Origin of the sequence: Pseudomonas sp. PDM27 (genome assembly GCF_019219205.1) — a bacterium.
Classification (GTDB): Bacteria; Pseudomonadota; Gammaproteobacteria; order Pseudomonadales; family Pseudomonadaceae; genus Aquipseudomonas; species Aquipseudomonas laurylsulfatiphila.
This window is the reverse complement of the sequence record NZ_JAHUWF010000013.1, coordinates 13,155-25,982: the sequence shown is the minus strand read 5'-3', so window position 1 is coordinate 25,982 and position 12,828 is coordinate 13,155. Positions and strand designations below refer to the sequence as shown.

Annotated in this window: 16 protein-coding genes; 10 read left to right on the top strand and 6 right to left on the bottom strand. The window is 58.8% G+C overall.

Annotated features, from left to right (window positions below; all coding sequences use genetic code 11):
• The first annotated feature begins 333 nt into the window (after positions 1–333).
• The 4 genes from KW838_RS23515 (at position 334) to KW838_RS23500 (ending at position 4,475) form a co-directional block, all read left to right on the top strand.
• On the top strand, positions 334–621 hold the full coding sequence (locus KW838_RS23515) for a hypothetical protein (RefSeq protein WP_218503734.1): 288 nt from the start codon (positions 334–336) through the stop codon (positions 619–621).
• 72 nt (positions 622–693) lie between these two features.
• Positions 694–858, top strand: coding sequence for a DUF1328 domain-containing protein (locus tag KW838_RS23510; RefSeq protein ID WP_150657806.1), 165 nt, complete (start codon positions 694–696; stop codon positions 856–858).
• 842 nt (positions 859–1,700) lie between these two features.
• Entirely contained in the window at positions 1,701–3,032 is a 1,332-nt protein-coding gene (gene gltP / locus KW838_RS23505; protein ID WP_057712586.1) for a glutamate/aspartate:proton symporter GltP, read from the top strand.
• A 213-nt stretch (positions 3,033–3,245) separates the two neighbouring features.
• Positions 3,246–4,475 carry a nucleoside recognition domain-containing protein gene (locus KW838_RS23500; protein WP_102701545.1) on the top strand — a complete coding sequence of 410 codons (1,230 nt, stop codon included), beginning with the start codon at positions 3,246–3,248 and terminating at the stop codon, positions 4,473–4,475.
• Here KW838_RS23500 and KW838_RS23495 read toward each other — a convergent pair.
• Positions 4,457–5,554, bottom strand: coding sequence for an aminopeptidase (locus KW838_RS23495; protein WP_218503733.1), 1,098 nt, complete (start codon positions 5,552–5,554; stop codon positions 4,457–4,459). The genes KW838_RS23500 and KW838_RS23495 overlap by 19 nt on opposite strands.
• Positions 5,555–5,613: 59 nt before the next feature.
• Here KW838_RS23495 and KW838_RS23490 point away from each other — a divergent pair, with 59 nt between their 5' ends.
• Both KW838_RS23490 and KW838_RS23485 read left to right on the top strand, forming a co-directional pair.
• Complete coding sequence (locus KW838_RS23490) at positions 5,614–6,036, top strand: hypothetical protein (RefSeq protein WP_218503732.1); 423 nt, start codon at positions 5,614–5,616, stop codon at positions 6,034–6,036.
• Positions 6,037–6,076: 40 nt separating this feature from the next.
• A complete protein-coding gene (locus KW838_RS23485; protein WP_015092924.1) occupies positions 6,077–6,499 on the top strand; it encodes a lipoprotein in 423 nt (140 codons plus the stop codon).
• Between the two features lie 4 nt (positions 6,500–6,503).
• Here KW838_RS23485 and KW838_RS23480 read toward each other — a convergent pair whose 3' ends face one another.
• Both KW838_RS23480 and KW838_RS23475 read right to left on the bottom strand, forming a co-directional pair.
• On the bottom strand, positions 6,504–6,737 hold the full coding sequence (locus KW838_RS23480) for a DUF1161 domain-containing protein (RefSeq protein ID WP_116579879.1): 234 nt from the start codon (positions 6,735–6,737) through the stop codon (positions 6,504–6,506).
• A gap of 183 nt (positions 6,738–6,920) precedes the next feature.
• Positions 6,921–7,352 (bottom strand): OsmC family protein, encoded by a 432-nt coding sequence (locus KW838_RS23475; protein ID WP_218503731.1) that lies wholly within the window; start codon positions 7,350–7,352, stop codon positions 6,921–6,923.
• 239 nt (positions 7,353–7,591) lie between these two features.
• Here KW838_RS23475 and KW838_RS23470 point away from each other — a divergent pair, with 239 nt between their 5' ends.
• Positions 7,592–8,593, top strand: coding sequence for an LLM class flavin-dependent oxidoreductase (locus KW838_RS23470; protein ID WP_095967837.1), 1,002 nt, complete (start codon positions 7,592–7,594; stop codon positions 8,591–8,593).
• A 68-nt stretch (positions 8,594–8,661) separates the two neighbouring features.
• Here KW838_RS23470 and KW838_RS23465 read toward each other — a convergent pair whose 3' ends face one another.
• Together KW838_RS23465 and KW838_RS23460 are read right to left on the bottom strand one after the other, a co-directional pair.
• The gene (locus tag KW838_RS23465; RefSeq protein WP_102701539.1) at positions 8,662–8,886 is read right to left on the bottom strand and encodes a DUF1161 domain-containing protein; all 225 of its coding nucleotides are present in this window, start codon (positions 8,884–8,886) and stop codon (positions 8,662–8,664) included.
• 121 nt (positions 8,887–9,007) lie between these two features.
• Positions 9,008–9,223, bottom strand: a complete 216-nt coding sequence (locus KW838_RS23460; protein ID WP_015092929.1) for a dodecin — start codon at positions 9,221–9,223, stop codon at positions 9,008–9,010.
• A 157-nt stretch (positions 9,224–9,380) separates the two neighbouring features.
• On the opposite strand from KW838_RS23460, the gene KW838_RS23455 reads away from it, so the two are divergent.
• Entirely contained in the window at positions 9,381–9,704 is a 324-nt protein-coding gene (locus KW838_RS23455) for a YqjD family protein (RefSeq protein ID WP_095967836.1), read from the top strand.
• Here KW838_RS23455 and KW838_RS23450 read toward each other — a convergent pair.
• The gene (locus KW838_RS23450) at positions 9,701–10,594 is read right to left on the bottom strand and encodes a LysR family transcriptional regulator (RefSeq protein WP_218503730.1); all 894 of its coding nucleotides are present in this window, start codon (positions 10,592–10,594) and stop codon (positions 9,701–9,703) included. The genes KW838_RS23455 and KW838_RS23450 overlap by 4 nt on opposite strands.
• A 124-nt stretch (positions 10,595–10,718) precedes the next feature.
• Here KW838_RS23450 and trpB point away from each other — a divergent pair, with 124 nt between their 5' ends.
• Both trpB and trpA read left to right on the top strand, forming a co-directional pair.
• On the top strand, positions 10,719–11,939 hold the full coding sequence (trpB, locus tag KW838_RS23445) for a tryptophan synthase subunit beta (protein WP_008002146.1): 1,221 nt from the start codon (positions 10,719–10,721) through the stop codon (positions 11,937–11,939).
• Entirely contained in the window at positions 11,939–12,751 is an 813-nt protein-coding gene (gene trpA, locus KW838_RS23440; RefSeq protein ID WP_015092933.1) for a tryptophan synthase subunit alpha, read from the top strand. Before trpB ends, trpA begins: the two co-directional genes overlap by 1 nt.
• Positions 12,752–12,828 lie beyond the last annotated feature (77 nt).

Genomic DNA, 12,828 nt, shown 5'->3' with positions numbered 1-12,828 from the left:
CGATGTATCGGTCAGTCAGCTGATGTAGGGGGTCTTTTAATAGATGCCCGGATTCCGACAGCGGCCAGCGTGTATTTCTGACATCTGCGTCCTCCTCTCAATTCAAAAAATTTACGCCTTCCTTCAAATGAATCGTGCAATACGCACGACTGCACAAGTGGCATCGTGCAGGATGCGTACGATGTGATTTCTTTGATGGTCGTAAGATATTGATATTAAAGACAATTAATTCGGTTCAATGCTGGCATGCGGGCTGCAATTGTCTGGTTAACCAGGGCATTCAAAAACAAGCGCCCGCTATCGAATACCGACCCGAGTGGTAGGAGCTCCAGGATGAACCGTCAACGTGCCGCCCACCTGCACCTCTCGCCTGTGCATATTCAGCAAGGACTGTTTGCTGTACTGGCGCTGTTGCTCACCCTTATCGGCGGCCAACAGTTTGTGCGCTGGGAGCAGAGTCAGCAGCCGCAGGCGCCACAACTGTCGATTCAGCATCCGACCCAAACCCATTTCAGTGCTGTTGGCAGCCTTCAGGCCGATAGCACCCCGATGCGCATGATGGACGTCGACCAGGCTGGGCCTGCAGGCGAGGTACGTCATCAGGAGCGTTGGGTGTTCTAGGTAAACAATTTCCGCCGCAGCGATGTGCCGGGAAACGCAACACCTCTAAATAGAAGCGTAAGGAGAATCACCATGTTGAGCTGGGCAATCACATTCCTGATCATTGCCATCATCGCCGCAGTACTGGGCTTCGGTGGTATCGCGGGCACCGCCACGGGTATCGCCAAGATTCTGTTTGTCGTGTTCCTGGTGATGTTCATTGCTTCCTTCTTCTTCAGCCGTCGCGGTCGAGGCTGACATGAATGGTGTGTTCAAGACGCTGGCAGCCGCCCTGCTATCAGGGCGGTAGTGCCATGGCATGCGGGCTGAGGTTTCTCTCCGGCATGCCTGAGGCCCTCATGCAGGGTTTGTCGATAGAACAGAATTTGTACACGAAGGAGGTCACAGCGCCTCTTTCTATCTGCGTCACCTGAGGAAGGCTGGCGCATGACCAAGGGGTCGGGACGTTCTGCCTGTTTCATGGGTGGAGTGACCTACGGGTACAGGGAGTACCTGCGTAAGGGCCGGGTCAGGAAAAGCTGCTGCGCAAGTTCGCCGGACCACCATGGCTCGACGAGCTTGCGTAGGGCTGGATCACGCAACACATTGAAATAGAGCACTCGTCTCGATTTCATCACTGTTATCGCGTCCTTGTCCCTGTTACGTCGGAAATTACTTTTCCCGGTGTTTCACAGGCGACCGTATATCGAGAAAAAGCCCTTTTTTTTGGCCGCGATTTTTCGCTTTGTCCTGCGGGATTCTGCTGGAAAATCAACGCTCGGCCACTGCTCAAAAAACATTCAATCTGCTCTGTGATGACCGGTTCACGGCACTTATGCCTGCTGAAATGTCGCATTCGAACCGATTGCGACGTCGCATTCAGTGGAAAAACCTCATGCCGATTCGGCATAGGGTAGGCGTTTACGGCATTAGACGGCGCTTCCTTGCATCGGAATAGTTGCGCCTTTTTTCGCCTGCCAGAGAGCCGCAAACACGCGTTCCGGGGCACCTTATACGGGGGGTAGATGCACTAGACTTTTTCGCCACGAGCGTTCCAGTTCGCGCATCTCCCTGAGTCAAACGCAAGTAAGGGTAAAGATATGAAGAAGGCAAAGCTTAGCCTCGCCTGGCAGATCCTCATCGGTCTGGTATTGGGGATAGCAATCGGTGCACTGCTCAACCATTTCAGTGCCGAAAAAGCCTGGTGGATCAGCAACGTCCTGCAACCGGCAGGCGATATCTTTATCCGTCTGATCAAGATGATCGTGATCCCGATCGTCATCTCCTCTTTGATCGTCGGCATTGCCGGCGTCGGTGACGCCAAGAAGCTGGGGCGCATCGGCTTCAAGACCATCATCTACTTTGAAATCGTCACGACCATCGCCATCGTGGTCGGTCTGCTGCTGGCCAACCTGTTCCATCCGGGTGCCGGCATCGACATGAGCACCCTGGGCACTGTGGACATTTCCAAGTACCAGGCGACTGCCGCCGAGGTCCAGCATGAACACGCGTTCATCGAAACCATCCTCAACCTGATCCCGTCGAACATCTTCGCGGCCATGGTTCGCGGCGAAATGCTGCCGATCATCTTCTTCTCCGTATTGTTCGGTCTCGGGCTGTCGAGCCTGCAGGCGGACCTGCGCGAACCGCTGGTGAAGATGTTCCAGGGCGTGTCGGAAAGCATGTTCAAGGTCACTCACATGATCATGAACTACGCCCCGATCGGCGTGTTCGCACTGATCGCGGTGACCGTGGCCAACTTCGGCTTCGCGTCGTTGATACCGCTGGCCAAACTGGTGATCCTGGTTTACGTCGCCATCGCCTTCTTCGCGTTCGTGATCCTGGGCCTGATCGCTCGCCTGTTCGGCTTCTCGGTGATCAAGCTGATGCGCATCTTCAAGGATGAGCTGGTACTGGCCTACTCCACCGCGAGCTCCGAAACCGTGCTGCCGCGCGTGATCGAGAAGATGGAAGCCTACGGCGCGCCGAAAGCCATTTGCAGCTTCGTGGTACCGACCGGTTACTCGTTCAACCTCGACGGTTCGACCCTGTACCAAAGCATTGCGGCGATCTTCATTGCCCAGTTGTACGGCATCGATCTGTCGATCAGTCAGCAACTGCTGCTGGTCCTGACGTTGATGGTCACCTCCAAAGGCATCGCCGGCGTACCGGGCGTGTCTTTCGTGGTCCTGCTGGCCACCCTCGGCAGCGTCGGTATTCCACTGGAAGGCCTGGCGTTCATCGCCGGTGTCGACCGCGTCATGGACATGGCCCGTACCGCACTGAACGTGATCGGCAACGCCCTGGCTGTTCTGGTAATCGCTCGTTGGGAAGGTATGTACGACGACGCCAAGGGCCAGCGTTACTGGAACTCCCTGCCGCACTGGCGTAGCAAGGAAAAGCTGCCAGCGGGTGAAACCTCCAGCAACTGATACAAAACCTGTGGGAGCGAGCTTGCTCGCGATGACCGACTAAAGCCGATATTGATGTCGACTGATACACCGCTATCGCGAGCAATCGAGCGTCAACCGGCTGCTCCCACAGTGATCTACGAAAGCCGCACCAGACAAACCCCGGAGAAATCCGGGGTTTGTCGTTTCTGGTCACCCCGCTATCATTCGCGGATCTTTTGGGGGATTTGACTGATGCTTAATGGCCTGTGGCTTGGCTTCTTCATCGTGGCAGCCGTTTCGGCGCTGGCGCAGTGGCTGATTGGTGGCAACGCCGGGATATTCGCGGCGATGGTGGAGAGCATTTTTGCCATGGCCAAGCTGTCGGTCGAGGTCATGGTGCTGCTGTTCGGCACCCTCACCCTCTGGCTGGGTTTTCTGCGCATTGCCGAGAAGGCCGGCATCGTCGAATGGTTGGCCAGGGCCTTGGGGCCGTTGTTTTTGCGCCTGATGCCTGAAGTCCCGCCTGGTCATCCGGCCATCGGCCTGATCACCTTGAACTTCGCCGCCAACGGCCTCGGTCTGGACAACGCCGCCACGCCTATCGGCCTCAAGGCCATGAAAGCGCTGCAAGAACTCAACCCCAGCGCTACCGTCGCCAGCAACGCACAAATCCTGTTCCTGGTGCTCAACGCCTCTTCGCTGACCCTGCTGCCGGTGACCATCTTCATGTATCGCGCTCAGCAAGGCGCGCCTGACCCGACGCTGGTGTTCCTGCCGATCCTGCTGGCGACCAGTTGCTCGACCATTGTCGGTTTCCTGTCGGTGGCATTCATGCAGCGCCTGCGCGTCTGGGACCCGGTGGTGCTGGCCTACCTGATCCCCGGCGCCCTCGCCCTCGGTGGTTTCATGGCGTTGCTGGCGACCCTTTCGGCGACCGCGCTGGCCGGCTTGTCATCGATCCTCGGCAACCTGACGCTGTTTGGCCTGATCATGCTGTTTTTACTGATCGGGGCGCTGCGCCAAGTGAAGGTCTACGAGGCCTTCGTTGAAGGTGCCAAGGAGGGTTTTGACGTCGCCAAGAACCTGCTGCCTTATCTGGTGGCGATGCTCTGCGCGGTGGGTGTCCTGCGGGCCTCCGGGGCGCTGGACTTCGGCCTGGACGGGATTCGTCATCTGGTGGCGTGGGCCGGTTGGGACACGCGCTTTGTCGATGCGCTGCCGACGGCGATGGTCAAACCCTTCTCCGGCAGTGCCGCCCGGGCAATGCTGATTGAAACCATGAAGACCTCGGGCGTCGACAGCTTCCCGGCGCTGGTGGCGGCGACAATCCAGGGCAGTACCGAGACCACGTTCTATGTGCTGGCGGTGTACTTCGGTGCCGTGGGCATCCAGCGTGCGCGCCATGCCGTTGGCTGCGCATTGCTGGCGGAACTTGCCGGGGTGCTGGGTGCAATCGGCGTTTGCTACTGGTTCTTTGGCTGATCGGCGCCGTCAGCCAACTTCTTAAGCGCGGCCTTGCGCTCATCCGTCGGCAAGCCACCGAGCTTTTCCACGGCGGCATAGAACCTGGGCCAATCGCCATCCGCCTGATGGAACAGTGCGTCAAATGCCAGTACCCACTGGTCGTACAAGCCAAACGGTAATAGCCGGGCATTGTTCATGGGGGCATGGATCCAGGTGTCGTAGCGTTTGTCTCCAGCCCACTGACTGTCGCGCAGTTGCCGGTATTCGCTGCGCAAGCGCTCGAACTCGGCCGCCTTGCGCTGGCGCATCTGTGCGGTTGGCAAGGGCAAGGCGTAGAGCTTTTCCAGCCGGGCGCGGGTTTCCAGCACCAACTCCGTGAACTGGTCGCGCTGACGCGCCTGCGCATTGTTGTCCGGTGGCAGGTGGCGATAGGCACGCCATTGGCGAGTACCTTCCTGCTCGACGAAGGTGGCAAAGGATTCGTTGAACTCGGTGTCGTCCTTCACATAGACGCGCTGATGGGCCAGCTCGTGAAAGATCAGCGTGGCCAGTCGCTCATCCCCCCAGCCCATCATCGAACTGATGATCGGGTCATTGAACCAGCCGAGAGTCGAATAGGCCTCGACGCCGCCAATCGACACGTCCATGCCCTGCAAACGTTGCAAGGCTGCTTCGCCGCGCGCTGCGCTCTGACTGTAGTACCCGCGGTAGGCCACACAGCCGGCGATGGGAAAGCAGTGGTTTACAGGCTTGAGGGAAAATTCCGGCGTGACGAAGACATTCCAGACGACGAAGGGACGGCCAATGTCCGCGTACAAGCGGTAACTTTGGTTATCCGGCAGGTGCAATTGCCGGCTGGCGAACGTTCGGGCCTTTTGTGATTGCTCCAGGTGTATACGCAGTTTTTGGTCGCGCGCCGGGTCGGCAATCACGCTGGAAACCGGCTCCCTGGCCCGCAACAACTGCAGTTGGCCACTGGCCAGTTGGCTGTAATAGCTGATGCTGGTGCAACCGTTGAGTAACAAAAACAACACGCCCGGAAACAAAACGCGAAAAACGCGATCAAGTAACCCAAGGCTAGGAAGCGGCCTGATCACAATAATTCTTCCTTGGAGAGTCTTCCCGCAAGACTATCCCGCCTCACTGGAGCTCCGCTATGCGCACGATGATACTGACAGGAAGTCTGCTGTTGCTGGCCGGCTGTGCCGGATTCGGAATACCCCGCCATGATCCTGCGCAAGCCTGGATCGACCTGGACTCGAAGCAAGAAGATACGGCGTTGCAGGCATTGGAGGTCGATGCCAAGGCCACCGACGATAAACGCTACTTCGAGGTTCAGCCCGGTAGCCATGAATTGACAGTCCGTTACCAGTTTCCGGTGCAGCCCACCAACATCGGCCCCGACGCCGAGCCGTTGTGGCGCGATTGTCAGTTGAACGTGAAATTCAAGGATTTCAACGCCGGCGAACGTTATCAACTGCAAGCGGGGAACATCGGTTTTCGGCCGTGGGCCAAGCTCTACGATCAACAGCGAAAAGTGATCGGCCATGGCACTCCTGCGGGCTGCCAACGAACCTGATCGGCGTTATGCTGGATGCCTATCCCCCGGGACATCCATCATGCGCAGGTTGATGCTGTTACTCGCCGTCGGAGTCGTCGCGGGCTGTCAAAGCCCGATGCCGACACCTGATCCAAAAATGGCCTGGGTTGATTTTTCGACGCCCTTCCCTAACGACAAGTTGTTGATGGCTGAACGCCTGGACAAACAACGATTGCGCGATGGGCGTTATTTCGAAGTGACGCCCGGCAGCCACGAACTGATCGTGCGTTTCGACTTTGAAGTGCCCGGCGGCGGTGGCTTGAGTACGATGAGCGGGCCCTCTGAGCGGCTGTGCTACCTGACCATCCGTTACGATCATTTCGAAGCCGGTCAGCGTTATGTACTCGAAGGCCGCTCCATAGCGTTTACCCCCGGCGCCCGCCTGTACAACGCCAAGCGCGAGATCGTCGCTGAAGACCGGGAAGCCAACTGCCTGATGTGAGATGTCAGCGGTCGTTCTTCTGGTAGATGATTTTTTTGGTGCCGTTTTCGCACGAGCCAACGACCATGTTCTGGTCGTGCACTTCGTCGTTGGTGACGATTTCAAGCGTGTAGGAAGTGACGCCACTGGCCTGGATCTTGGCTTCGATCTCGGCCTTGAGCTCTTCGCAGGGCTTCGGTGCTGCGAGGGCCGACGTGGCCAGCGCGCAACAGATAACCGCCAGGGTAAAACGTTTCATGGTTGAAGCTCCTTTGAGGCAGCACGCCTGTTCACAGGTTTTCGCTGCTGTCATTTATTCGACCATATTATTAGCGGGCAAATCTGTCACCACACAAAAAAGATCGCAGCCTTGGACACCTCTTGCCGAATGATCCCGGCAAGTTGCGCAAGGCTGCGATCTTTTCTTTGCAAAAATGAAGATCTAGCTGACCAATGTTGCCTCCAGGCTGATCTTGGCATTCAGCACTTTGGACACCGGGCAGCCTTCTTTGGCCTTGTTGCTGAGTTCTTCGAACTGCGCCTGGGTTGCCCCGGGGATTTTCGCTTGCAGAATCAATTTCACTGCGGTGATCGCAAAACCGCCGTCCACTTGATCCAGAGTGACTTCTGCCTGGGTATCGATGCTATCGGCCTTCAGGCCGGCGTCACCGAGAATCATGGAGAACGCCATGGAGAAACAGCCGGCGTGGGCAGCGCCGATCAACTCTTCCGGGTTGGTGCCCCGGCCGCCTTCGAAGCGCGCCTTGAAGCCGTAGGGGGCTTCCCGAAGCACGCCGGTTTCTGTGGAAATCGAGCCGATGCCGGTTTTCAGATCACCTTCCCAATGTGCCGATGCTTTCTTGACGATAGCCATGCCTGCCTCCTGAAGGTCGGCGCGAAAGGTCGCGCCTGTGGGATTTTCGGTTGCCAGGGTTGTGAGGATAGACGAAGGGGCAAAGTTCACTTCGTCCGATCAATCTGCTTTTTTCGCGGGATTTTTTACCGGGCTATTGAAACTCGGGTATATGCCCACATTGCATGAACAGGCTTTTGGATTCGGCAGGTTTGCGTTCGCAAGAACAAACCTGCGCCCTCAATTGGAGAAGCAGGTTTATGAAACGACTGTCCGATATCAAGTTCTCAACCCTCGATCTGGTGCCGGTGCGCGAGAACGGCAGCGCGGCCCAGTCGCTGCGCAATTCGCTGGACCTGGCGCAGCATGTCGAGAAGTTCGGTTACAACCGCTTCTGGGTGGCTGAGCACCACAACATGGACGGCATCGCCAGCTCCGCGACTTCGGTTCTGCTCGGTTATCTGGCCGGTGGCACGTCGACCATTCGTGTCGGTTCGGGCGGTGTGATGTTGCCCAACCACGCACCCTTGGTGATTGCCGAGCAGTTCGGCACCCTGGAAAGCCTGTATCCGGGCCGGATTGATCTGGGCCTGGGGCGCGCACCCGGTTCCGACCAGATGACCGCACGTGCCTTGCGCCGCGAGCGCTCCGGCAGCGCCGACGACTTCCCGGAAGATGTGGCGGAACTGGTGCGCTACCTCGGGCCACGTACCCCGGATCAACGGATCATCGCCATGCCGGGAACCGGGACCCATGTGCCGGTCTGGTTATTGGGGTCGAGCCTGTTCAGTGCACAACTGGCCGGTGAACGCGGTTTGCCTTACGCCTTCGCTTCGCATTTCGCGCCGCGCTACATGCATGAAGCGATTCGGGTCTACCGCAATCACTTCAAGCCCTCAGCCGTTTTGGATAAACCCTACGTGATGCTCGGCGTGCCTTTGGTGGCGGCCGATACCGATGAGCAGGCCGATTACCTGGCGACTTCGGTGTTCCAGCGGATTCTCGCCCTGATGCGCGGCCAAAGCCTGGTACAGCGTCCACCGGTGAAGACCATGGACGGCCTGTGGCTGCCCCATGAGAAAGAGGCTGTGCACGATTTTCTTGGTCTGGCCATGATTGGCAGCCCACAGAAAATCCGCGCCAAACTCGAGGTCCTGATCGAACAGACCCAGGCTGACGAGCTGATTTTCACCTGTGACCTGTACGAACATTCGGATCGCGTGCATTCCTACGAGCTGCTGGCGCAGGTCATGCGAGGCTGATACTCAAACGGCAGGCATGAAAAAGCCGGCGCCAGGGCGTCGGCTTTTTCAATCGGGCGAGGACCGGCCTACTTTTTGTAGACGATCACTTTGGCGCCCTTTTCGCATTTACCAACAACTTTTCCGCCAGCGGCGCTACCTTTATCGACAATCTCCAGCGAATAACCGGAAACGCCCTTGGCATCAAGTTTCGCTGCGATTTCGGCTTTCAGCTCTTCGCATGGCTTGCCACCATCTGCCAATACGGTCCCCGCAAGGCTCAATAAACCTACCGCCAACATAAACTTCTTCATCGGTTGCATTCCCTGGTCGGATCATAGGGGTAACCAGCCGTCAGCCGGACGCACTCATGCAGCGCTGTGCCATTCCCTATGGCATTCGGCCGGCGTGCAAGTTCAGAAGACTAGCCCAAAGTCAGCTGCTGGCAATCCGGAATCCGACTTTCAGGGTCACCTGAAAGTGCGCGGCCTTGCCGTCCCTGATGTGCCCACGGGTCTCGGTGACTTCAAACCATTCCATGTACTTGATGCTTTTGCTGGCTTCGGTCAGGGCGTTGTTGATTGCATCCTCGATACTGCTGGTGGACGAGCCAACCAGCTCGACTTTCTTGTAGGTGTGATGGTCAGACATGGCGTTCTCCTTGGCGTGTGAATTACAGCCTAGCAGTGATTTTTCCTATTTCTTCTGTTGGTCGTACTGAGAGTGAAGTTCAGATTTTCTGCACTTTCTCGAACCCCTGAAGTCCCAACCAACACACGCCACTCATCACCAATGCAGGAGAGCCACCATGGCCAACACCTCGTTACGCAAAGCCTCATTGCAAAGCATGGAAGCCGAGATCGAGAGTCTGCTCAAGTCTTTGGAAAACCTGAAGGACGACGCCTCGGACGAGTCGCGTAAAACCCTCAAGACCCTGAAAGGCAACGCCGAGAATGCCTTGAAGCACTCGCGCCATCTGCTTGCCGACGCCTATGAAGAGGTCAAGGTCAAAACCCGCGAAACAGGGATTGCCACCCGGGACTACGCCCAGGAGCACCCCTGGACTACAGCCGGTGTCGCCGTGGGCGCATTGGGCCTGCTGGCCGCTTATCTATTGTGCAAGCGCGATTAATCTACCCGGCGCAGCTCGTTTTTCAGCCACTGCGCCAGTTGCCTGGCGCGCCCGTCCGCGGCGCGCTTGGGTAGCCACAACGCCAGTTGTGCCGGGGTTTCACTGAAGCCCCATGGCGCAACCAGGCGGCCGGCCTTCAAGTCCTCCGCCACCAAGGGTTCGGGGGCAATCGCCACGCCCAGCCCCGCGACGGCGGCTTCCAGCAAGTAATACAAATGTTCGAATCCCTGACCGTACTTCAATGCCCTGGCGTCGAGGCCGCATTGTTGCGCCCAGTTTGGCCAGGCTTGCGGGCGTGAGGTGGTGTGCAGCAAGGGTTCGTTCAGCAGTGCGCTTTCCGGCGCTTGCTTGAGCCGCTCATAGCCGGCGAACCGAGGGCTCATGACCGGACCGATACGTTCGCTGGCCAGCTCGAAAACCTGCATGTCCGCCGGCCAGGGGGGCTCGGCAAAGACCAGCAAGGCATCCAGTCCCGGTCTTCGGGGATCGAGATCGCCTTCTCCGGCCGACAGGTGCAGGCGCAAGTCCGGCAGGTCGGCATTGAGTCTCCCCAGTCGCGGGATAAACCAGCGCGCCAACAGGCTTCCCGAGCAACCGAGCACGAACGGGGCGTCGGCCGTGCTTTGTGTGAGTTCGGCGCAGACGTTGCGCAGGCGCTCGAAGGCTTCGCTGCTGGCGTCACGCAGGCGTAAGCCGGCATCTGTGAGTTTCAGGCCGCGACCGTCCTTGATGAACAGGCTGACGCCGAGGTGTTCTTCAAGCACCTTGAGCTGCCGGCTGACCGCACCATGGGTGACATGCAGCTGCTCGGCGGCCTGACTGACGCTGTTCAAGCGGGCAGTGGCTTCGAAGGCGCGAAGCGCATTCAGCGGAGGAAGGTCATGGCTCATGGGATCTGTGAGTTTTCCTGACAGGTTGTGGCGATCTTATCGGTTTTCAGGCCGGGGCGTCAGGGGTAGAGTGAAGCCCACTATCTCTTTATGCATCACTTCACGCATTCAACTGGAGCGCCAAATGACCCAGACTAATCTGCGCAACGGCCCTGATGCCAACGGCCTGTTTGGCGCGTTCGGTGGCCGCTACGTCGCCGAAACCCTGATGCCATTGATCCTCGACCTGGCCCGTGAATATGAGTTGGCCAAGGAAGATCCTGCATTCAAGGAAGAACTGGCCTACTTCCAGCGTGACTACGTCGGACGTCCAAGCCCGTTGTACTTCGCCGAGCGTCTGACCGAGTTCTGTGGCGGCGCGAAGATCTACCTCAAGCGCGAAGAGCTGAACCACACCGGCGCCCACAAGATCAACAACTGCATCGGCCAGATCCTGCTGGCGCGACGCATGGGCAAGAAGCGCATCATCGCCGAGACCGGCGCCGGCATGCACGGCGTGGCCACTGCCACCGTGGCTGCGCGTTTCGGCCTGGATTGCGTGATCTACATGGGCACCACTGACATCGAACGCCAGCAGGCCAACGTGTTCCGCATGAAGCTGCTGGGCGCCGAGGTTATCCCGGTGGTCGCCGGCACCGGTACGCTGAAGGATGCAATGAACGAAGCCCTGCGTGACTGGGTGACCAATGTCGACAGCACCTTCTACCTGATCGGCACTGTGGCCGGTCCGCACCCTTACCCGGCGATGGTCCGTGACTTCCAGGCCGTGATCGGCAAGGAAACCCGCGAGCAGTTGCAAGCCCAGGAAGGTCGCCTGCCGGACAGCCTGGTGGCGTGCATTGGCGGTGGCTCCAACGCCATGGGCCTGTTCCATCCGTTCCTGGACGACAAGAGTGTCGAGATCATCGGCGTTGAAGCGGCCGGTTACGGCATCGAGACCGGCAAGCATGCGGCCAGCCTGAACGGCGGCGTTCCAGGCGTGCTGCACGGCAACCGCACGTTCCTGCTGCAGGACGACGATGGCCAGATCATCGACGCCCACTCGATCTCCGCCGGCCTCGACTACCCGGGCATCGGCCCGGAACACGCCTGGTTGCACGACATTGGCCGCGTCCAGTACACCTCGGTGACCGACGACGAAGCCCTCGCTGCATTCCACCAGTGCTGCCGCCTGGAAGGGATCATCCCGGCCCTGGAAAGCGCCCATGCCCTGGCTGAAGTATTCAAACGTGCACCGACCTTGCCAAAGGATCACCTGATGGTGGTCAACCTGTCCGGCCGTGGCGACAAAGACATGCAGACCGTGATGCACCACATGGAACAATCCAAGCAGGAGAAACACTGATGAGCCGCCTGCAAACGCGTTTTGCCGAACTCAAGGAACAGAACCGCGCCGCCCTGGTGACCTTCGTGACCGCTGGCGACCCGGGTTATGACACCTCCCTGGCCATCCTCAAGGGCTTGCCGGCGGCTGGCGCCGACGTGATCGAGCTGGGCATGCCCTTCACCGACCCGATGGCTGACGGCCCGGCCATCCAGCTCGCCAACATCCGTGCGTTGGGTGCCAAGCAGAATCTGGCGAAAACCCTGCAAATGGTTCGCGAGTTCCGCCAGGACAACAACGAAACGCCGCTGGTGCTGATGGGGTACTTCAACCCGATCCACATGTATGGTGTACCGCGCTTCATTGCCGAAGCCAAAGAGGCCGGCGTTGATGGCCTGATCGTGGTCGACCTACCGCCGGAGCATAACGGCGAGCTGTGTGACCCGGCGCAGGCTGCGGGCCTGGACTTCATCCGCCTGACCACGCCAACCACCGACGATGTACGCCTGCCGACTGTTCTTAACGGCAGCTCCGGTTTCGTCTACTACGTGTCGGTAGCCGGTGTGACCGGCGCCGGCGCCGCCACGCTGGAACACGTCGAGGAAGCGGTCGCCCGTCTGCGCCGCCATACCGACCTGCCGATCAGCATCGGTTTCGGTATCCGGACTCCGGAACAGGCAGCGTCCATTGCACGCCTGGCTGATGGTGTGGTGGTGGGTTCGGCGTTGATCGATCACATCGCCAATGCCACGTCCCCGGAACAAGCCGTGGATGGTGTGCTGAGCCTGTGCTCGGCATTGGCCGAAGGCGTGCGTAAGGCCCGCGTCAGCTGAAGGCAACGTTCCTGATTAAGAGACTGAACAGCAAAACGCTGTAAACCTTGTGGGAGCGAGCTTGCTCCGGGCGGCGA